Here is a 20685-nt window from a genome sequence, read left to right on the forward strand (position 1 = left end):
GCGCATAAGGGCTGGAGATGGAAGCATAATCTGCTTGCATTTCCGGCTCTTTTTTGTATCATAGGAAACTTTGCTGCATTTCCTTATAAATTCTTTAGAAATGTATTCTATACTGTCCTCATAAGGAGGAATCAGATATGAATCATACCATACTAGAAACCCAGACATTGACCAAAACATTCCGCAGCCAGGAGGCAGTAAAGAATATTTCCCTGTGCGTCCCTGAAAACTGCGTATATGGCCTGCTTGGCCCCAACGGGGCAGGCAAGTCTACGCTTCTTAAGATGATCACAGGCATCTTAAGGCCCACATCGGGGCAGATACGCTTCCAGGGCCACCCATGGTCCAGAAAGGATCTGGCAGACATCGGGGCGCTCGTTGAGACGCCGCCCGTATACGAGAACCTGACGGCATGGGAAAATCTGAAGGTACGCGCCATCATCCTGGGCGTGCAAGATGAAAGAATCGAAGAGGTGCTGGAACAGGTGGACTTAAAAGATACCGGCAAAAAGAAGGCGGGAGAATTCTCTTTGGGAATGAAGCAAAGACTTGGAATCGCCATTGCCTTGCTGAACCGACCCAAACTGCTGGTTCTGGATGAGCCGGTGAATGGGCTGGATCCCATCGGCATCCAGGATCTGCGCCAGATGATACGAAGATTTCCGGAACAGGGGATTACCGTTATTGTTTCCAGCCATATTCTAAGCGAGATCGAGCAGACGGCAGACTATATCGGGATTATTGCCGGCGGGACGCTGGGATATCAAGGGGGAATGCCAAAGAAAAACCATCTGGAAGAACTATTTATGAAGATTGCGATGGAGCAGGCGGGGAGGGAGAGAGATGCATAGATTTTATAAGGCGGAAAAACTAAAGAATCGTCATTCAGCCATCGGCAGATTAACAATTCTAATGCCGCTTATCAGCGTGATCCTGTCAGCCGTACTGACCAGCAGATTCTTCACCATTGACAGTTACAACTGGTGGTATATGATGCTGTTTCCAGGGCTCGTAAGCCTGATATGCGGACTTGCGGGACAGCGGGATAAGAAGATGGGGAACCGTTCCATCCTTACGCTGCCGGAAGATCCAAAGCATGTCTGGGACGGCAAGGTGCTATATGTCATACGAGAAGCCGCTGTGGCTCTGATCGTCATATTTGCCGCGTCCGTCGTAATTGCCGCAATCCTTCAAAGAGGCATGCAAATGTCTTTTGCAGTGTATCCGTCCCTGGGAAGCCAGGTGGCGGCGACGGCGCTGCTGCTGGTAACGTTTGTCTGGCAGGTGCCATTCTGCCTGATGCTTCAGCAGATTATGGGGATCTTCCCGATGCTGCTTCTAAATATGGGCACATACTTCGTCATAGCCGCCACGGCTTCCTTGAAGTCCTATTTCTTCCTGATCCCGCAGGCCATTGCCTCCAGGCTGATGTGCAGCGTGATCGGGGTGCTTCCCAACGGGCTTCCGGCAAGACCTGGTGAGATGACATTCTCGCCGGAACTGCTGGATACAGGCGCCCTGTTGCCAGGAATCGCCGCCTCCATGCTATGGCTTGCCGTATTCTGGATAGCCGGAAGGAAACTATATGAAAGGACGGTGAGAGGCTAAATGAGAGAAGTATTTCGTACGCTAAGGGCGGAATCCTGGAAGATGAAGCACACCTTGCTGCCGCTTCTTCATCTGCTGATTCCCGCGGCAGGAGCGGCCATCTTCCTGGGCTACTATCGTTTCGCCGCGTTTGGCGATATGGGGCAGGTCAGCGGCTATATACAGGTGCTGGCCATCGCGCTGCCTGTGGTGGCAAGCGTGCTGTGCTCCATGTCGGTGGAATTGGAGGCGCAGAATCATTTTCAAACGTTCCTGAGCACGACGACCCGCAAGCACAGCCCGCTGCTGGGGAAATGGATCGTCCTTGCCTTGTGGGGATTTGGTGCCATCTGCCTGGCGGTGGAGGGATTTGTGCTGGGATACCGGTACCTGCTGGGAAAGGCATCCGTCAGCCAGAAGGCGTATATGGCCATCATTGTGGCTATGACGGTAAGCCTGGCAAACCTGTATCTGATCCATCTATTTTTGAACTTGAAGGCATCCAAAGGCATCTCTATGTGCATAGGAATCAGCGAGTCCCTGGTGGCGGCATTGTTCCTTACGGGCCTGGGGGAAGGAATCTGGCAGTATGTCCCATGCGCTTACACTGGAAGATGGGCTTCATATCTGCTATTATATGATTCAGGGAGAAAAGAGATGGCAGCCGCAGGCCTTAAGGGAGAAACTATGCTGGTCTGCCTGCTGGTATCGGCAGGCATCTGGATCCTGGTATTCCTGTGGTTCGGACTATATGAAGGAAGGCAATGCAATGACTAGGATATTGGCGATTGACGATGAAAAAGATATACTGATGCTGATCAAGAATGCGCTGGCAAAGGAGGGCTATGACGTGACGCTTCTAAGCGATCCTCTGAAGATCGGGGAATTGAATCTGAATGCGTACCAGCTGATCCTGCTGGATGTGATGATGCCGGGGCAGGATGGGTTTTCCCTGTGCCGGGACATCCGGGACCAGGTAGACTGCCCCATCCTGTTTTTGACGGCCAAGGTTCAGGAGGCGGATATTATGGAAGGCCTTGGCATCGGCGGGGATGACTACATTACCAAGCCCTTTGGAATCGGAGAACTGCGGGCAAGGGTTGCAGCCCATCTAAGAAGAGAGGGAAGACAGAAGAAGAATGCGGTCTCGGTGGGAGACGTGCAGTTCCTGCTTCAGGCAAAGCAAGCGGTGTATGAAGGAAAGGCGCTGGAACTGACCAAAAGCGAGTATGCGATCTGCGAGTACCTGGCATTGAATCACGGATAGGTGTTTTCCAAAGACAGAATCTATGAGCATGTCTTTGGATATGACGGGGAAGGCGACAGTTCCGCGATTACAGAACATATCAAGAACATAAGGGGCAAGTGCCAGAAGGCGGGATTTGCGCCGATAGAGACCGTATGGGGGATTGGATACCGATGGAAGTAAAAAGAAAGCCAAAGACGATAGCAGCCATATTCATTCGATATATCAGCCTGTTCTGCGTCAATACGCTTTTGATCCTGGGCATCCTTTTCCTTGCCTTCAGTGTGCTGATTAATATAGGAAGCATCCGCAGGGCAGATGATATGCAGACCCGGCTGAACGAAAACGTTTCCGCCATCAAAAAAGCCGACAAGGTTACAAAAGAGATTCTTCCGGAAGGGTGCGGCTACGGGGTTTATGACAAAGACGGCACCTATCTTTATGGGACTTATGGGGAGGTAGAAGCCAAGGAAGCGTGGAAGAACTATAAGGAAGATAATATCTATGCAAGGGGCAAGGGATACTACCGTTTCATTGCCAAGGAAGATGGAGAACTCTGTATCGTTAACTATTTCATTGAGGCCAGATATACGAACGCAGTATGGAACCGTTACCTGCCAAGCCCAGCGATCATGATAGTGATTCTCTTTGTCCTGCTGTTCCTTGTTCAGACAGTTATACTGGCGCGCAGTTTTGGGAAACATCTGTCACGGAGGCTTGAGGCCATGAATGAGATGACGCAGAAGATTCAGAGGAGAGATCTGGAATTCGACGAGGAACATTCCGATATCAAGGAGATCGATCAGGTGATGGATTCCCTATACAAGATGAAATGCGCGTTAAAGGAATCCCTGGAAGAGCAGTGGAATCAGGAGAAGGAGACGCAGGAGCAGATCGCGGCTCTGGCACATGATATCAAGACGCCCCTTACGATCATCAAGGGAAACGCGCAGCTTCTGGAGGAAGGAAGCCTTGCAGAAGAGGAGCAGGAGTATAATCAGTATATTCTAAGGAATGTAGCGGAAATCGAGCATTATCTTGCCCTGCTTCGAGAAATGCTGATGTCCCCAAAAGAATCTGTCGTAGAAGAGAAAATCAGCTGTCAGGAACTGGGAGAGCGGCTGGAAGAGCAGGCAAGGATTCTTGCGGCTGCCTCCAGGCAGGAAGTCCTTTCTATAAAGGGGGAACTGGCAGGAGACGCCAGGTGCGACTACAGCCAGATTGAACGGGCATGGAACAATCTGATCGGCAATGCCTTGGAGTATAATCCCGAAGGCAAAGAGTTACGGATAGACCTCCAGATTGTCCTGGAAGAAGGGCAGGCATATCTTGCTGCAAAGGTGACGGACTGGGGCAGGGGATTTGATGCCAGAGACTTGGCCCATGCCACAGAGCAGTTCTATCAAGGCGATGAAAGCCGCCATGGCAGGAGCCATCACGGCATCGGGCTTTATACGGCGGCCAGGTTTGCCAAGGCCCAGGGGGGAAGGCTCCTGCTTTCCAACTCCGAAGAGACAGGCGGCGGGGAAGTAACGCTGTATCTTAGATTAGAATAGAAAAAGGCCATCAGATATATACGGCATATGTCTGATGGCCTTTGTTTGTACTGATAAGGAGCCAGATTATGAATTCTGGCTTGCTTCCATATTCTTATTGGCAGTGGACAGCATCAGCTTGATCCTGTTCAGCTGGTTTACTTCGCTTGCCCCTGGATCAAAGTCGATAGCCACCACGTTGGAGTTCGGATGGCGTCTCCGGAGTTCTTTGATCACGCCCTTTCCTACCACATGGTTGGGCAGGCAGGCAAACGGCTGGGTACATACGATGTTCGCGGCGCCGCTGTGGATCAGTTCCAGCATCTCTCCGGTTAAGAACCAGCCCTCTCCGGTCTGGTTGCCAAGAGATACGATCTCGGAAGCCATCTTGCCAAGTTCGTCAATCTTTGCCGGTGGATCAAAATGCCGGCTCTTCTTAAACGCTTCTGTGGCAGGCGCCCGGAACCATTCTAACGCCTTGATGCCAAGATTCCCCATGGTCGCCTTGGACTTCTTCATGCCCAGGTGGGACACTTTGAAGTTCTGGTTGTAGAAGCAGTAGAGCAGGAAGTCCAGAAGATCAGGCACCACGGCCTCGGCCCCCTCGCTCTCCAGCAGATCCACCAGATGATTATTGGCGGAGGGAAGGAACTTCACCAGAATCTCGCCTACCACGCCTACCCGCGGCTTCTTCACATCCAGCAGTTCCAGGTTATTGTCGAAGTCCTCGATAATCTCCCGGCATAATTGCTTGAACCTCCTCCTGGAAGGATAGCCTTGGGAGAGGTACTCCTTGCAGACGCCCTTCCACTTTTCGTGCATAGCATTGGCAGAACCAGGCACTGCCTCGTAAGGCCGCAACCGGTAGACGCATTTCATGAAGATGTCTCCGAAGATCGCCGCATAGATTCCACGCAGGGCCAGGGAAGGCGTAATCTTGAATCCTGGGTTGCCTTCCAGGCCGCTTAGGTTGATGGAGATCACCGGAATGTGCCCGAATCCGGCCTTTTTAAGCGCCCGGCGGATAAAGCCGATATAGTTGGAAGCACGGCATCCGCCGCCCGTCTGGCTGATAATGACGGCAAGCTTATCGGTGTTATATTTGCCGGACAGGATGGCCTCCATGATCTGGCCGACGACCATCAGAGATGGGTAGCAGGCATCATTATTCACATATTTAAGCCCCATATCTACCGCCTGCTTATTGTCGTTTGGAAGGACTTCCACATGATAGCCGGATGCCTGGAAGGCAACCTCCAGCAGATCGAAGTGGATGGGCGACATCTGCGGGCACAGGATGGTATAGTCTTTGCGCATCTCCTTGGTAAACGGAACCTTGGTGATGGCGGCAGACTGTATCTTGCGCTTATCGTTTCTCTGTTCTCTTACCCGGATAGCGGCGAGAAGAGAGCGGACACGGATTCTGGCCGCGCCCAGATTATTTACCTCGTCGATTTTCAGCGATGTATAGATCTTATCCGATTCATTCAGGATGGAAGCCACCTGGTCGGTTGTTACGGCATCCAGGCCGCATCCGAAGGAATTCAGCTGGATCAGATCCAGATTATCGGTCGTCTTCACATAGTTCGCGGCAGCGTACAGGCGGGAATGGTACATCCACTGGTCCATGACGTTGAGCGGCCGCTCCACCGGATTCAAGTGGGAGACGGAATCTTCTGTAAGCACTGCGATGTCATAAGAGTTGATCAATTCCGGAATCCCGTGATTTACCTCCGGGTCAATATGATAAGGGCGTCCGGCCAGGACGATGCCCCGGTTGCCGGTCTCATTCAGATACTGGATGGTTTCCTCGCCCTTGCTGCGCATATCCTGGCGACAGGCTGCCAGTTCTTCCCATGCCGCATGCACGGCAGACTTGATCTCTCCTTCGGAAATCGAGAACTTGGAAGATAATTCTTCCACCAGCCGGTAGGCGATAGTCTCTTCATTTAAGAGCGAGAGGAACGGATGGATGAAATCTACGTCCCCATTTACAATGGCATCAATGTTATTCTTGATATTCTCCGGGTAGGAGGTAACGATCGGGCAGTTATAATGGTTGTTGGCATCCTCGAACTCGTTGCGCTCATAAGGAACGCTGGGGTAGAAGATGTGCCGGATGCCCTGATCGATCAGCCACTGCACATGGCCGTGAGCCAGCTTGGCAGGGTAGCACTCGGACTCGCTGGGGATGGATTCGATTCCCAGTTCATATACCTTCTTGGTAGAAGAAGGAGAAAGAACCACGCGAAAGCCCAGAGTCGTAAAGAAGGTAAACCAGAACGGGTAGTTCTCATACATATTCAGGACCCGTGGGATTCCAATCACGCCGCGTTTTGCCTTCTCTTCGCCGAGAGGCTGGTAATCAAAGTAGCGTTTCAGCTTATATTCAAACAGGTTGGGAAGCTTGTTCTGTGCCTTCTCCTTGCCAAGCCCCCGCTCGCAGCGGTTGCCCGTGATGAACTTGCGCCCGCCGCTGAAATGGTTGATGGTCAGACGGCAGTTGTTGGTGCAGCCCCTGCACTTGGTCATAGTGGTGGAGTACTCTAGGGCCTCGATGTCCTCGATGGACAGCATGGTCGTGCCTTCGCAGTCTATGTACCGTTCCCTGGCTATGAGAGCGGCCCCGAAAGCGCCCATAATGCCCGCAATATCCGGACGGATGGCGTGGCAGCCTGCAATCTTTTCAAAACTTCGCAGCACGGCATTGTTATAGAAGGTGCCGCCCTGTACGACAATGTGATTTCCAAGTTCGCTGGCGTCGGATACCTTGATCACCTTGAATAGCGCGTTCTTGATGACCGAGTAGGCAAGTCCGGCGGAAATATCGGATACTTCCGCGCCTTCTTTCTGGGCCTGCTTTACCTTGGAATTCATAAAAACGGTACAGCGGGTGCCAAGGTCGATCGGATTCTTGGCGAATAACGCCTCATGGGCAAAGTCCTCCACCGTGTAGTTGAGGGATTTGGCAAAGGTCTCTATAAATGAGCCGCAGCCGGAAGAGCATGCCTCGTTTAGCAGGACATTGTCTACCGTCTGGTTCTTAATCTTGATACATTTCATATCCTGACCGCCAATGTCCAGGATGCAGTCTACATCCGGCTCGAAAAAGGAGGCGGCATAGTAATGGGATACCGTCTCTACCTCGCCTTCATCCAGCAGGAGGGCGGCCTTGATCAGGGCCTCGCCGTATCCGGTAGAGCAGGAGTGGACGATCTCGACGCCCTCGGGCAGCTTGCTGTAAATGTCTTTGATCGCGTGGATCGTCGTGCCCAGCGGGTCTCCCTCGTTATTGTGGTAGAAGGAATACAGCAAGGTGCCGTCCTCGCCTACCAGGGCGGCCTTGGTGGTGGTGGAGCCGGCATCAATCCCAAGGAAGGCCTTGCCTGTATAGGTGTCCAGATCCTTAACCGGAACCTGATGCTTCGCATGGCGCTCGGCAAATTCCTTATAATCTGCCTCGCTGGAGAATAAGGGCTCCATGCGGTCTACCTCGAACTCCATCTTGATCTTGCCTTCCAGCCGGTTCTGCATCTCCTGGAGAGAGACATCCAGATCCTTTTTCGAGTTCATAGCAGATCCGATCGCCGCAAACAGATGCGAGTTGACAGGCACGATGGCGTGCTCGTCATCCAGTTTAAGCGTACGTACGAAGGACTCCTTAAGTTCAGACAGGAAATGAAGCGGCCCTCCAAGAAACGCTACGTGTCCCCGGATTGGCTTGCCGCAGGCAAGTCCGCTGATCGTCTGATTAACGACAGCCTGGAAGATGGAAGCGGCCAGATCCTCCTTGGAAGCCCCTTCATTGATCAGAGGCTGTATGTCTGATTTGGCAAATACTCCGCATCTTGCGGCAATCGAGTACAATGCCTTGTAGTTCTTGGCATATTCGTTAAGGCCGGAGGCGTCCGTCTGAAGAAGGGAGGCCATCTGGTCGATAAAAGAGCCCGTACCGCCGGCACATACGCCGTTCATACGCTGTTCCACATTTCCGCCTTCAAAATAAATGATCTTGGCATCCTCGCCGCCCAGCTCGATGGCCACGTCGGTCTGAGGCGCATAGTGCTGCAGGGCCGTAGATACTGCGATCACTTCCTGTACGAATGGAACGCCAAGATGCTTGGCCAGCGTAAGTCCGCCGGAGCCGGTAATCACAGGAGAAGCGTGGACTGCGCCCAGCTTGAAGATGGCTCTTCCAAGCAGATCGGAAAGAGTCTCCTGAATATTCGCAAAATGCCTTTCATAATCGGAAAAGGCGATATCGTTATTCTCATCCACCAAGGCGATTTTTACCGTGGTGGAGCCGATATCAATTCCTAATGTATATAATTCTTTCTGGCTCATAATATGTAACTCCTTATTACAAATGTATATCCCACCATTGTCCGTACATGCCCGTATTTTTAAAACTGCGGCCTCGGGAAGAGGAAGGGTATCTTCTTATTAATATGTGTTTTCTTGGTTTACAACTTGTAACATTATACGACAAAATATTTGAAATGACAATTCGCAAATGTGATAGAAATATAAAAAACCTGTTAAACTTCCATGGTAGAATTGACAAACAAACCTCAAAACGGTAGAATGACTACAGTGTGAAACGAAGAAAGCAGGGAGTAGAATTTATGAATAATTGGCTGAATAAACTGGAAAAAAAGATTGGAAGATTCGCGATTCCGAATCTCATCAACTATATTGTCATACTGTATGCTTTGGGATATGTAATTGTCATGCTGAACCCAATGATATATTTTCAATACCTTTGCCTTGATCCTGTTGCGATCATGCATGGACAGATATGGAGGATTATAACATTTTTAGCGTTTCCTCCCTCAACCAATATATTCCTGTGCGCATTGCTGCTGTATGTAGATTATCTGATCGGCCAGCAGCTGGAGGCAGTGCTTGGAACGTTCCGATTCAATGTATTCGTGATCCAGGGCATCCTGCTTCACGCGATTGCGGCAGTCGTAGTATATGTATTGACCGGCATGCCGGTGGTTATGGATTCACAGTATATTATTATGTCCATGTTTTTTTTATTCGCCGCATTATTTCCGGAAGCACAGTTTATGCTGTATTTTGCCATCCCGATCAAAGGGAAATGGATTGCCTGGATTGACGCCATCTACTTTGGCTATGCGATTGTCAGCTACTTCCTGCCGTTCGGAAACGGAGGGAGCGCGAACGCGGCGCTGGCTGCCGCAGTATCCGTGATAAATGTCCTGCTCTTCTTTATGAGCGCAAGGAATACGAATCCTTATTCTCCTAAAGAGATGAAGCGGAAAAGAGAATACAAGAAGAAGGTGGAGCGGGCGCAGCGTCCCACGCACGTATATGAGAATGGGGCAAAACATAAATGCGCTGTCTGTGGAAGGACAGAACTGGATGATCCGAGCCTGGAGTTCCGTTACTGCTCGAAATGTAACGGCAACTATGAGTATTGCCAGGATCATCTGTTCACACATACACATGTAAAATAGAAATGAGAGAGGGAAGCAAAAGAATATGAAGAAAACGAAGATTATATGTACCATGGGACCAAATACCAACGATGCAGGACTGATGCGGGCGCTGGTTCAGAATGGAATGGATATTGCAAGATTTAATTTTTCTCACGGAGATCACGAGGAGCAGAAAGCCCGGATGGATATGCTAAAGAAGATCCGGGAGGAAGAAAACAAGCCGGTGGCGATCCTTCTGGATACCAAGGGGCCGGAGATCCGTACAGGGATATTAAAAGATGGGAAGAAGATCAACCTGCAGGCCGGTAACCTCTTTACATTGACGACAGAGGATATTGTAGGCGACGAGAGCAAAGTGTCTATTACTTACGCAGGCCTGGTTGAGGACGTGCAGGTTGGAAGCACGATCCTGGTGGATGATGGCCTGATTGGCCTGAAAGTAAAGGAAAAGAAAGGCAAGGAGATCGTCTGTACCGTAATCAATGGAGGAGAACTCGGGGAGCGTAAAGGTGTCAATGTGCCAAATGTGCCGGTGCGCCTGCCTGCCATTACCGATAAGGACAGAGAGGATATTCGCTTTGGCGTAGAACAGGAGATCGACTTTATCGCGGCATCCTTTGTCCGCAATGCAGAGTGCATCCTGGAGATCAAGGCATTTCTTCGGGAGTGCGGCGCGCCATATATTCCGATCATCGCTAAGATTGAGAATGCGGAAGGAATTAAGAACATCGATGAGATCATCCGCTGCGCGGATGGAATCATGGTTGCCCGTGGAGACCTGGGCGTAGAGATTCCGGCGGAGGAAGTGCCCTATCTGCAGAAGATGATGATCCAGAAATGTAATGATAATTATAAGCCGGTCATCACGGCAACCCAGATGCTGGATTCCATGATCCGTAATCCACGCCCTACCAGGGCGGAGGTTACCGACGTTGCCAACGCCGTATACGACGGTACGGACGCGGTGATGCTGTCCGGCGAGACGGCCCAGGGAAAATATCCAGTGGAAGCTCTCCAGATGATGGTGCATATCGTAGAGAATACCGAGGAACATCTGGACTATGAAACGCTGCTCAAAAAAGCAGAAGAACATCGGATGAAGAGCACGTCAAGCGCTTTGGGACATGCAACGGTCACCACGGCCAATAACCTTGGTGCAAAATGCATTATTACGCCATCCGTATCCGGCGCGACGGCAAGAGTGGTATCAAAGTTCAAGCCGAGGACCGAGATCATTGGCGTGACGCCAAATGAGGCGACTTTGAGAAGAATGCAGATCTATTGGGGCGTAAGGCCATTAAAATCCATAGAATTCAGCACCACGGAAGATATCTGCAACGGAGCCATCGAACTGGTATGTGCCAAGCAGATCGCGGAATCCGGGGATATCATCGTGCTGACGGCAGGGATCCCTTCCCCGAACGTACAGGCCCAGAAGACCAGCGTCAGCAATATAATGCGGATTGCGGTAGTGGATTAAGGAGAATTGAATTATGAAGTTGTGGCGCCGCCGGCGAGGGCAGGAGGATGATTCCTGCGACGCTTTGGCGCCTGCATCTCTTGCACGGAGTCGTAAGCCTGATGAAGAGTCGCCGATTGCGGCTCCTCTCCACCAGGCTTACGTCTCCGGCAATTCGTTGGCAATTCTTACGTGGAGTGCCTGCGTTTGGGTAAGCCGTTCGAAGTTTGGGGTGGAAGTCATGGAAAATAAAAGAAAAGAAGCCAGTACAAAGGAAGAATGAGACGATGTTACAGTCTCCCCTGGGTACTGGTTTTTATTATTATATGATTCGAGCCAATAACCGGGGCAGAATTGCCAACGAATTGCCGGGAGCGTGTCGGGAGAGGGAGGGATTCTGGAGGGAAGCGGATGGGGCGGAGAATCCATGCCTGAGATGTTAGGCCGTAGGAGAGGAGCCGCGATCGGCGACTCTCCTACAGCCTTACAGATCAGTGCATTAGTCGCAGCCCCAGTAGCGTCGCAAGAATCCCTCCCCCTCCCGACACGCATACGACAACCAAAAAGATTCAAAACATATTGACAGCCGTCTTTCTATATATTATAGTGTTCCCATAGAGAACTACTACAGAAGAAAGGCGAGGTGATCAGGTGGAAAAAATATCATTTGTAGAATATTTGATGGAATTTGGACTTACCCGGCAGGAAGCCAGCATATATCAGTGCCTGCTTGGCGAGGGCAAGGTTACAGGGTATGAGGTGGCCAAACTGACGGGCATATCAAGATCCAATGCATATAATTCATTGGCGAATATGACGGAGAAAGGCGCATCCTATCTGGTAGAAGAGGGAACCACGCGCAAATATGTGCCGGTGCCCTTGGAGGAATTCTGCAAGAACCGGATACGGAGGCTGGAGGAGTCTAAAAAATGGCTGGTATCCCATGAGCCAACGGAAAAGACTCATTTGGAAGGATACATAACGATAGAGGGCGCAAATCATATTCTGGACAAGATGCGCAACCTGCTGTCCCAGGTAGAGAAGAGAGTCTATATTACTTGTACCCGGAACTATCTGCTTCTGCTGGTACGGGAACTGGAAGAGTTGATGGAGAGCAAGAAGAAAGTAGTGATCATTACGGATCAGCCTGCGACTTTTGAGAATGCCAAGGTTTATGTAGGAGAAAACAGAGGCATGCAGATCGGCATCATCGCAGACTCCAAGTATGTCCTTACCGGCGAGTATGGGGAGGGGAGCATGAATACATGCCTGTATTCCGGCCAGAAGAACTTCGTTGAATTATACAAGACCGCGCTATCGAATGAGATAAAATTACTGTCAATACGAGAGGAGAATAAGAACGTATGAAGAAGGAGCCATTTGTAACCAAAGAACAGCTGGAAGAGATTGTAAAAGAATATCCGACGCCATTCCATCTCTACGATGAGAAAGGGCTTCGAAGAAATATGAAGGCGCTGAAGGAAGCGTTTTCATGGAACAAGGGATACAAGGAATACTTTGCCGTAAAGGCGACTCCCAATCCATTTCTAATCAATATTCTGAAGGAATATGGCTGTGGCTGCGACTGTTCCTCCTATACGGAACTGATGCTTTCAGAGGCCATTGGAGTGACGGGCGAGGACATCATGTTTTCTTCGAATGATACGCCTGCGGAAGAGTTTGCCTATGCGGAGAAGCTGGGAGCGATCATCAACCTGGATGATATCACCCATATCGACTTCCTGGAACAGACCATCGGCCATATTCCAGAAACCATCAGCTGCCGTTATAACCCCGGCGGCCTGTTCAAGATCAGTAATGACATCATGGACAATCCGGGAGACTCCAAGTATGGCATGACCACGGAGCAATTATTTGAGTCATTTAAAATATTGAAGGAGAAGGGGGCAAAGGAATTCGGAATCCATGCCTTCCTTGCCAGCAATACGGTTACCAATGATTATTATCCGATGCTTGCGAAGATTCTGTTTGAACTGGCAGTCAGGCTTCAGAGAGAGACTGGCGTACATATCAAGTTTATCAACCTCTCCGGAGGGATCGGGATTCCCTATACGCCGGACCAGGAGCCCAATGATATCCGCATGATCGGCGACGGCGTGCGCAGGGTATATGAGGAAGTCCTTACGCCGGCCGGCATGGGAGACGTGGCAATCTATACGGAACTGGGACGTTTCATGATGGGGCCTTATGGCTGCCTTGTAACCAAAGCCATCCATGAGAAGCATACCCACAAGGAATATATAGGCGTAGACGCATGCGCGGTGAACCTGATGCGTCCGGCCATGTATGGAGCTTATCACCATATCACGGTAATGGGCAAGGAAAAGATTCCCTGCGACCATAAGTATGATATTGCAGGCTCGCTGTGCGAGAACAATGATAAATTCGCGATAGACCGAATGCTTCCGAAGATTGACAAGGGAGACCTGCTGGTCATTCACGATACAGGCGCTCATGGATTCTCCATGGGATATAATTATAACGGCAAATTAAAATCAGCGGAACTTCTTCTTAAGGAGGATGGCACCGTGCAGCTGATCCGGAGGGCGGAAACGCCGGCAGATTATTTTGCGACGTTTGACTGCTTTGATGTCGGAAAGAAACTGCTGGCAGAATAATTTCAGAATTATATTGAATGAATCAGGTAAAGGAGGAAAAAGAGATGAGGAAGAAGGGATTGCTTGCGGCGCTGGTCATCCTTGCGATGATGGTGCTGGGCGGGTGCGGGATGAGCGCAGAGGACGCTCAGTCCTATGCCAAGTCAGTCTTGGACGCCAACTATAAGGGGGAGTTCAAAGACTATGTAGAATGGACCAAGTCCTCTGAGAAAGAGGCAAAAGAACTGTATGAGGAGAACATCGACACGACCATGAAGGAGTCTGGGCTTAATGACCTGGGTCTTTCCGAAGAACTGTCGGCCAATTACAGGCAGATGTTCGTCGATATGGTGAAACAGGCAAAATATGAGGTGGGAGAGGCAAAAGAGGCCGATGACGATGCCTATGCCATCGAAATAACGGTAGAGCCTTTCACAGGATTTGACGGCATTCAGGATGAAGTGACCGCAAAGGTTACGGAAGAAGTCAGGAATATGGAAGAGATACCCTCAGAAGAACAGATTAATGAACTCTTCTATCAAAGGATGTACGACATTATGGCAGAGAGGGTGAAAAGTCCGACTTTCGGAGAGAAGGAGAGCGTAACCGTTCACGTAAAGCCTGACTCTGACGGAGTATACTACATTCCGCAGGATGAACTGACCAAGCTGGATAATGCCTTGTTCCCTGCTGACAATTTGTAATTGCATGATAAATGCCGGCCTTTGGCTTGTGCGCCATGGGGATGCTAAACGGACTCGAATAGAAAAACCGCAATTTCACAGATTGGAATTGCGGTTTTTTAAATACTCCCTTGCCTATTAACATAACTCAAAAATCATGGACTATAAAGTGGAAATATATGGAAATAATTTCATATAGCATGTTTCTAAACCATCAATTTTACAGAATTAAGAACAAAAAAGCGCTAGATCTCTTCTTATAAAAGAGATCTAGCGCTTCGCCAGAATGCGGATGGTGGGACTTGAACCCACACGAGGTCGCCCCCGCAAGATTTTGAGTCTTGTGCGTCTGCCATTCCGCCACATCCGCCTGTACCGCCGTTATCTCCGGCAGCAACATGATAAATTATAACCTCAAAAGGAAGGGTTGTCAATCCTTTTGTCTGGAAATTTTATTCAAAATTTCAGCCGTTTATGGTATAATATAACGGATTTGCACGAAGTGCAGAAGAAAGAGAGACTCGGAGAGCGTGCTGCTCCGGGATGGGAGGAAGAGATGTATTACAGGCAATATGGAAATACAGGATTAAAAGTGTCGGCGATCGGTCTTGGGACCATGCGGTATGACGAGGAGGATATCAAAGCAGGGAGGCTTGAAAAATGCGCCGAGATTCCTCTTTATGCCTTTGAAAAAGGGATCAACTATTGGGATACGGCTCCGAACTATTGCCACGATAAGAGCGAGATTGTCACTGGGATCGCACTATCCCAGATAAAAAGAAGCGATGTATATGTAACATCGAAGACAAATCTGGGCACACTGGATGTAGGAGACCATCCGACAAAGGAGGATTTCCGCAGGCGGCTGGAACTTTCTCTTGAGAGGCTTAAAACCGACTATATTGACTTTTATCATATGTGGTGCATGCTCAGCCTGGAATCCTGGGAAAAGCACATGGACGCCTTGTACGGCTTTTTTGAAGAAGCCAAGAAGGACGGACTGATCAGGAATATCGTATTTTCTTCCCATATGCAGGGAAATGAGATAGAGAAAGTGGTAGATTCCGGCAAGTTTAAGGGAATGCTGATAGGATACAATGCGCTGAACTATCGTTTCCGCCAGAGCGGGATCGAGGCGGCTTACAATAAAGGCATGGGAGTGGTCGTCATGAATCCGCTGGGAGGTGGAATGATTCCCGCCAACCCGGACGCCTTCCGCTATCTGACGGAAGGGACAGATTTGACGGTTCCCCAGGCGGCGCTTCGTTTTGTGGCGTCCCATAAAGAGATCACGGTGACTCTGGCAGGGTGTACCACGAAGGAGCATATTGACGATGCGGTAAAAGCGGTGGAACATCTGGAAGAGATGCCGTCAAAAGAGATCGCCAGGGAATATGAAGGCAAGGGAGTGGCGCTAAATGACCTGTGCACAGGCTGCGCCTATTGCAAGGGCTGCCCGAAGGAAATCCCCATTCCCAAATACATGGATGCCTATAACCAGAAGATACTGACCGGGAATGACAAGGCAATCCTGGCGAGGCTTGACAATCATTGGGACATTCCAAAGGAAAAGGCGGCAGAATGCATTGCCTGCGGAAAGTGCGAAGGACAGTGCACCCAGCATCTGCCAATCATCGAACGGCTGAAAGAGATTGCCGGCATGTAGAAATAAACTCCTTTTAAAAACGAAGGATATGGTGTATAGTAATATGGTAATTTTAAAATAGGTGGAGAATCTGATATGAATAGTAAGATTGTTTTGATAGATGGACATAGCATCCTGAACCGCGCGTTCTACGGGCTCCCGGATCTGACCAATGCAGACGGGCTTCATACGAATGCCATTTACGGCTTTCTGACGATTATGTTCAAGATATTAGAAGAAGAAAAGCCGGAGTATCTGACGGTTGCTTTTGATGTACATGCGCCTACGTTCCGCCATGAGATGTATGAGGAATACAAAGGGACGAGAAAGCCTATGGCCGATGAACTGCGCCAGCAGGTGCCGGTGATCAAGGAAGTGTTAAAGGCGATGGGCATTCGGATCATCGAGCAGGCGGGGCTGGAGGCAGATGACCTGATCGGAACCTTGTCCAAGCGATGCGCGCAGAAGGGAATGGAAGTGTCCGTCATCTCCGGAGACCGGGATCTGCTGCAGCTGGCGACAGAGCAGGTGAAGATCCGCATTCCCAAGACGAAGCAGGGCCGTACGGAAGTGGAGGACTATTATGCCCAGGATGTCAAGGAACGCTATCAGGTAACTCCCACAGAGTTTATCGACCTGAAGGCGCTTATGGGCGATGCCTCCGACAATATACCAGGAGTGCCAAGCATTGGGGAGAAGACGGCGACAAAGATCATCACGGAGTATCATTCAATCGAAGAGGCGCATGCCCATGTGGACGAGGTAAAGCCGCCCAGGGCGTCCAAAGCATTAAAAGAGCACTGGGATATGGCGGTCATGAGTAAGAGGCTGGCTACGATCAATGTGGACGCGGATTTTCCATATGAGCTGGATGAGGCAAAACTTGGGAATATCTACACGGAAGAGGCCTATGCTTACTTCCAGAAACTTCAGTTTAAGAATCTGCTGCAGCGTTTTGACGTGACCGCGCCATCCAACCAGGTGGAGGATGCGTTTCGGGAAGTTAAGGATAGAAAAGAGGCGGAAGCCATATTCGCGGCTGCAAAAGGAGCCGATGAGATAGGCGCGTGCATATTCAAGGATACCCAGAATGTGCTTCCGCTTTTCGCAGGGCAGGCCGGGATTGACGGCATTGGACTCTGCTTTTCTAAAAAGGATGTCTACTGCATTCGCGCGGGCCAGGGGATTGAAGTATCCTGGCTTCTGGAGCAGCTGGAGGGCGTAGCAAAAGACGCAGGGCGCTTTGCCATGTTTGACATCAAGGAGGCTCTGGAGCATATCCGCATTGCCCGCCAGGATAACTGTTTTGACGTGACGGTGGCAGCGTACCTTCTGAATCCTCTGAAAAGTAATTATACCTATGAGGATGTTGCAAGGGAACAGCTGAACCTGATTATAGAAGATAAGCTGGATGCCTGGACGAAGGCATGCTATGAAGCCTATACGGCGTATGCCGCATCCGGGATTCTGTGGAAGAGACTGAAGGAATGCCTGATGGACAGGCTGTTTATGGATATCGAGATGCCGCTGGTATTTACCCTTTATGACATGGAAGTAAACGGCGTGAAGGTTGAGGCTGAGGCGCTTAAGTATTACGGTGACCAGCTGGGTGCCAAGATCGTGGAATTGGAGAAGGATATTTATGAGGAAGCAGGAGAAACCTTCAACATCAATTCTCCGAAGCAGCTGGGCGTGGTCCTTTTTGAGAACATGAAGATTCCAGGGGGCAAGAAGACGAAAACAGGCTATTCTACGGCGGCGGACGTGCTGGAGAAACTAGCGCCGGATTACCCGATCATCGCAAAGATCCTGGAGTACAGGCAGTATACAAAACTGAAGTCCACCTATGCGGACGGGCTTGCAGGCTATATCCAGGAAGACGGACGGATCCACAGCAAGTTCAACCAGACGATCACGGCAACCGGAAGACTGAGCAGTACGGAGCCGAACTTGCAGAATATTCCGATCCGTGTGGAACTGGGAAGACTGATTCGCAAGGTATTCATCCCGGAAGACGGATTCGTCTTCGTAGACGCGGATTATTCTCAGATTGAGCTGCGCGTGCTGGCCCATTGTTCCGGGGACAGCCATTTGATCGATGCCTACAAGGAGAAGAAGGACATCCACAGGATTACGGCGTCCCAGGTGTTCCACATTCCGTTTGACGAGGTTACCGACCAGCAGCGGCGCAATGCTAAGGCAGTCAATTTTGGAATCGTCTATGGCATCAGCTCGTTCGGGCTGAGCCAGGATTTGAGCATCACCAGGAAAGAGGCATCCAAGTATATAGAAGACTATTTCACCACCTATCCGGGCATCAAGATATTCCTGGATGATACGGTGAAGCATGCAAAAGAGATGGGGTATGTGGTAACCCTGTTCGGGCGCAGGCGCCCGGTTCCGGAACTGTCTTCCAGCAATTACATGCAGCGTTCCTTCGGCGAGAGGGTTGCTATGAATGCGCCCATCCAGGGAACAGCGGCGGATATTATCAAGATTGCGATGATAGGAGTGGGCAGGCGGCTTAAGGAGCAGAAGATGAAGTCCAGGCTGGTGCTGCAGGTTCATGACGAACTTCTGGTGGAGGCGTACAAGCCGGAACTTGACCAGGTAAAGAAGATACTGAAAGAAGAGATGGAGCAGGCAGCATCTTTGGATGTGCCGCTGGAGATAGACATGCATACAGGAGATAACTGGTACGAAGCAAAGTAGAGGTGTAGACTTATGAAGATTATTGGAATTACTGGCGGAGTAGGGGCAGGAAAGACGCAGATACTGGAGTACCTCAATAACAAATACGGAGCAACCATCTGTCAGGCGGATCAAGTGGGGAAGAAACTCCAGAAAAAGGGAACCCCATGCTTTGAGGCCATTGTGGAGCATTTCGGGACGGATATCCTGGATGAGAAGGGCGAGCTTGACAGAGAAAGGCTGGCAGAAATCGTATTTTCGAAGAAAGAAGAATTATCCGTGCTCAATGGCATTATCCATCCTGCGGTGAAGGAAGAGATCCGCAGGAAGATAGCCAAAGAGGAGCGGAAGAATACGAATCTGTTCATCGTGGAGGCAGCGCTTTTGATTGAAGATAACTATGAAGAGATCTGCGATGAACTGTGGTATGTCTATGTGGAAGACGAGATTCGTAAAAAGCGGCTGATCTACGCAAGAGGCTATGATGCCCGGAAAGTGGACGACATCATTGCCGCCCAGCTGCCAAAGGATGTATTCCTGAAGCATTGCGACAGGGTCATCGACAACAACGGCGTCTTTGAGGAGACGAAGATGCAGCTGGATCAGATTGTAGCAGATTTATAAGAAAGGCAGAATAGACAGATTATGAGATTATGCAGTATTGCCAGTGGAAGCAGCGGAAACTGCATCTACGTAGGAGATGACGATACTCATCTGCTGGTGGATACAGGAATCAGCAAGAAGAGAATTGAGCAGGGATTACATACATTAGGAATTAAGGGAGAAGAACTGAACGGCATTCTGATCACCCATGAGCATGTGGATCATATCCAGGGGCTGGGGGTATTCAGCAGGAAGTACGGGATACCCATCTATGCCACCCGGGGGACGATTGAAGGAATCCGATGCTGCACAAGCCTGGGGAAGATGCCGGAAGGACTGCTGCATGATGTCCCGGTGGATGAGACATTTTCACTTGGAGGCATGAGCATACGGCCTTTTGCGATCTCCCATGACGCTAAGGAGCCTTCCGGATACCGGATCGAGAATGAGACGAAATCCGTGGCGGTAGCGACAGACCTGGGGAAATACGACGAATACACGGTAGAGCATCTGAAGGATCTGAATGCGGTAGTCCTGGAGGCAAACCACGATATCCACATGCTTGAAGTAGGTCCCTATCCCTATCCTCTTAAAAGGAGAGTGGCAGGAGATAAAGGACATTTGTCAAATGAATTGTCAGGAAGGCTTCTTTGTGATATACTGCATGACAACCTTCAATATGTGGTGCTGGGCCATCTGAGTAAGGAGAATAATTACGAAGAACTGGCCTACGAGACGGTCAAGCTGGAGGTCAGCATCGGCGACAACCCATATAAAGGCGAAGATATCCCTATGATGGTAGCAAAGAGGGATATGGTATCAGAGATTATAACATTATAGCGACATGGCACAGTAGGAGGATAAGACAATGAAGAAATGCGTGATTACGGTTGTAGGAAAAGATACGGTGGGAATTATTGCCAAGGTTTGTACATATCTGGCGGAGACGAATATTAATGTACTGGATATATCCCAGACGATCGTCGACGGATATTTTAACATGATGGCGATCGTAGATGTTACCAAATCCAGCAAAGAGATTGCGACGGTTGCGAAGGAACTGGAAGACCTGGGCCTTACCATAGGAGTGACGATTCACTGCCAGAGGGAAGAGATATTTGAAAAGATGCACAGATTATAAGACTACTTAAGA

General features: G+C 49.9%; 17 protein-coding genes, 1 tRNA gene and 1 pseudogene. 17 read left to right on the plus strand and 2 right to left on the minus strand.

What is annotated here, in order from left to right; translation table 11 throughout:
- Window positions 1-137: 137 nt before the first annotated feature.
- From K0036_RS09175 to K0036_RS09195, 5 genes and pseudogenes are all read left to right on the plus strand, one after another.
- A complete protein-coding gene (locus tag K0036_RS09175) occupies window positions 138-851 on the plus strand; it encodes a lantibiotic protection ABC transporter ATP-binding protein (RefSeq protein WP_220431224.1) in 714 nt (237 codons plus the stop codon).
- On the plus strand, window positions 844-1608 hold the full coding sequence (locus K0036_RS09180; protein WP_220431225.1) for a lantibiotic immunity ABC transporter MutE/EpiE family permease subunit: 765 nt from the start codon (window positions 844-846) through the stop codon (window positions 1606-1608). The genes K0036_RS09175 and K0036_RS09180 overlap by 8 nt, the downstream gene beginning before the upstream one ends.
- Window positions 1609-2364 (plus strand): lantibiotic immunity ABC transporter MutG family permease subunit, encoded by a 756-nt coding sequence (locus K0036_RS09185; RefSeq protein ID WP_220431226.1) that lies wholly within the window; start codon window positions 1609-1611, stop codon window positions 2362-2364.
- Window positions 2357-3016: pseudogene (locus K0036_RS09190) on the plus strand (response regulator transcription factor). Before K0036_RS09185 ends, K0036_RS09190 begins: the two are co-directional and overlap by 8 nt.
- Window positions 3007-4389 carry a sensor histidine kinase gene (locus K0036_RS09195; protein WP_259283423.1) on the plus strand — a complete coding sequence of 461 codons (1383 nt, stop codon included), beginning with the start codon at window positions 3007-3009 and terminating at the stop codon, window positions 4387-4389. Before K0036_RS09190 ends, K0036_RS09195 begins: the two are co-directional and overlap by 10 nt.
- Before the next feature lie 66 nt (window positions 4390-4455).
- Here K0036_RS09195 and K0036_RS09200 read toward each other — a convergent pair whose 3' ends face one another.
- Window positions 4456-8712 carry a 2-hydroxyacyl-CoA dehydratase gene (locus tag K0036_RS09200; RefSeq protein WP_220431228.1) on the minus strand — a complete coding sequence of 1419 codons (4257 nt, stop codon included), beginning with the start codon at window positions 8710-8712 and terminating at the stop codon, window positions 4456-4458.
- A 281-nt stretch (window positions 8713-8993) separates the two neighbouring features.
- Here K0036_RS09200 and K0036_RS09205 point away from each other — a divergent pair, with 281 nt between their 5' ends.
- From K0036_RS09205 to K0036_RS09235, 7 genes are all read left to right on the plus strand, one after another.
- A complete protein-coding gene (locus K0036_RS09205) occupies window positions 8994-9851 on the plus strand; it encodes a hypothetical protein (protein WP_220431229.1) in 858 nt (285 codons plus the stop codon).
- Between the two features lie 25 nt (window positions 9852-9876).
- Window positions 9877-11313: a pyruvate kinase gene (gene pyk / locus K0036_RS09210; protein ID WP_025643543.1), complete on the plus strand. Its 1437-nt coding sequence runs from the start codon at window positions 9877-9879 to the stop codon at window positions 11311-11313.
- A gap of 13 nt (window positions 11314-11326) precedes the next feature.
- Window positions 11327-11575, plus strand: coding sequence for a hypothetical protein (locus K0036_RS09215; RefSeq protein ID WP_220431230.1), 249 nt, complete (start codon window positions 11327-11329; stop codon window positions 11573-11575).
- A 4-nt stretch (window positions 11576-11579) separates the two neighbouring features.
- A complete protein-coding gene (locus tag K0036_RS09220) occupies window positions 11580-11735 on the plus strand; it encodes a hypothetical protein (RefSeq protein ID WP_220431231.1) in 156 nt (51 codons plus the stop codon).
- A 238-nt stretch (window positions 11736-11973) separates the two neighbouring features.
- Window positions 11974-12660 (plus strand): TrmB family transcriptional regulator, encoded by a 687-nt coding sequence (locus tag K0036_RS09225; protein WP_220431294.1) that lies wholly within the window; start codon window positions 11974-11976, stop codon window positions 12658-12660.
- A complete protein-coding gene (locus tag K0036_RS09230) occupies window positions 12657-13931 on the plus strand; it encodes a diaminopimelate decarboxylase (RefSeq protein WP_025643541.1) in 1275 nt (424 codons plus the stop codon). Before K0036_RS09225 ends, K0036_RS09230 begins: the two co-directional genes overlap by 4 nt.
- A 44-nt stretch (window positions 13932-13975) precedes the next feature.
- Window positions 13976-14614: a hypothetical protein gene (locus K0036_RS09235; protein ID WP_220431232.1), complete on the plus strand. Its 639-nt coding sequence runs from the start codon at window positions 13976-13978 to the stop codon at window positions 14612-14614.
- A gap of 266 nt (window positions 14615-14880) precedes the next feature.
- On the opposite strand, the gene K0036_RS09240 is transcribed toward K0036_RS09235, so the two are convergent.
- Window positions 14881-14963, minus strand: a tRNA-Leu gene (locus tag K0036_RS09240).
- Window positions 14964-15149: 186 nt separating this feature from the next.
- On the opposite strand from K0036_RS09240, the gene K0036_RS09245 reads away from it, so the two are divergent.
- From K0036_RS09245 to K0036_RS09265, 5 genes are all read left to right on the plus strand, one after another.
- Complete coding sequence (locus tag K0036_RS09245; RefSeq protein ID WP_220431233.1) at window positions 15150-16259, plus strand: aldo/keto reductase; 1110 nt, start codon at window positions 15150-15152, stop codon at window positions 16257-16259.
- Between the two features lie 75 nt (window positions 16260-16334).
- Complete coding sequence (gene polA, locus K0036_RS09250) at window positions 16335-18950, plus strand: DNA polymerase I (protein ID WP_220431234.1); 2616 nt, start codon at window positions 16335-16337, stop codon at window positions 18948-18950.
- 12 nt (window positions 18951-18962) lie between these two features.
- Complete coding sequence (gene coaE / locus K0036_RS09255; RefSeq protein WP_025643537.1) at window positions 18963-19553, plus strand: dephospho-CoA kinase; 591 nt, start codon at window positions 18963-18965, stop codon at window positions 19551-19553.
- A 21-nt stretch (window positions 19554-19574) separates the two neighbouring features.
- On the plus strand, window positions 19575-20372 hold the full coding sequence (locus K0036_RS09260; RefSeq protein ID WP_220431235.1) for an MBL fold metallo-hydrolase: 798 nt from the start codon (window positions 19575-19577) through the stop codon (window positions 20370-20372).
- 28 nt (window positions 20373-20400) lie between these two features.
- The gene (locus K0036_RS09265) at window positions 20401-20673 is read left to right on the plus strand and encodes an ACT domain-containing protein (protein WP_025643535.1); all 273 of its coding nucleotides are present in this window, start codon (window positions 20401-20403) and stop codon (window positions 20671-20673) included.
- Window positions 20674-20685: the final 12 nt, after the last annotated feature.

The sequence above is a fragment of the [Clostridium] scindens genome, from assembly GCF_019597925.1.
GTDB lineage: Bacteria > Bacillota > Clostridia > Lachnospirales > Lachnospiraceae > Clostridium_AP.

Bases quoted from the DNA above. Each gene is read 5' to 3' on its own strand.
- K0036_RS09175 (WP_220431224.1), top strand. From the start codon at position 138: ATGAATCATACCATACTAGAAACCCAGACATTGACCAAAACATTCCGC.
- K0036_RS09180 (WP_220431225.1), top strand. From the start codon at position 844: ATGCATAGATTTTATAAGGCGGAAAAACTAAAGAATCGTCATTCAGCC.
- K0036_RS09185 (WP_220431226.1), top strand. From the start codon at position 1,609: ATGAGAGAAGTATTTCGTACGCTAAGGGCGGAATCCTGGAAGATGAAG.
- K0036_RS09195 (WP_259283423.1), top strand. From the start codon at position 3,007: ATGGAAGTAAAAAGAAAGCCAAAGACGATAGCAGCCATATTCATTCGA.
- K0036_RS09200 (WP_220431228.1), bottom strand. From the start codon at position 8,712: ATGAGCCAGAAAGAATTATATACATTAGGAATTGATATCGGCTCCACC.
- K0036_RS09205 (WP_220431229.1), top strand. From the start codon at position 8,994: ATGAATAATTGGCTGAATAAACTGGAAAAAAAGATTGGAAGATTCGCG.
- pyk (WP_025643543.1), top strand. From the start codon at position 9,877: ATGAAGAAAACGAAGATTATATGTACCATGGGACCAAATACCAACGAT.
- K0036_RS09215 (WP_220431230.1), top strand. From the start codon at position 11,327: ATGAAGTTGTGGCGCCGCCGGCGAGGGCAGGAGGATGATTCCTGCGAC.
- K0036_RS09220 (WP_220431231.1), top strand. From the start codon at position 11,580: ATGTTACAGTCTCCCCTGGGTACTGGTTTTTATTATTATATGATTCGA.
- K0036_RS09225 (WP_220431294.1), top strand. From the start codon at position 11,974: ATGGAATTTGGACTTACCCGGCAGGAAGCCAGCATATATCAGTGCCTG.
- K0036_RS09230 (WP_025643541.1), top strand. From the start codon at position 12,657: ATGAAGAAGGAGCCATTTGTAACCAAAGAACAGCTGGAAGAGATTGTA.
- K0036_RS09235 (WP_220431232.1), top strand. From the start codon at position 13,976: ATGAGGAAGAAGGGATTGCTTGCGGCGCTGGTCATCCTTGCGATGATG.
- K0036_RS09245 (WP_220431233.1), top strand. From the start codon at position 15,150: ATGTATTACAGGCAATATGGAAATACAGGATTAAAAGTGTCGGCGATC.
- polA (WP_220431234.1), top strand. From the start codon at position 16,335: ATGAATAGTAAGATTGTTTTGATAGATGGACATAGCATCCTGAACCGC.
- coaE (WP_025643537.1), top strand. From the start codon at position 18,963: ATGAAGATTATTGGAATTACTGGCGGAGTAGGGGCAGGAAAGACGCAG.
- K0036_RS09260 (WP_220431235.1), top strand. From the start codon at position 19,575: ATGAGATTATGCAGTATTGCCAGTGGAAGCAGCGGAAACTGCATCTAC.
- K0036_RS09265 (WP_025643535.1), top strand. From the start codon at position 20,401: ATGAAGAAATGCGTGATTACGGTTGTAGGAAAAGATACGGTGGGAATT.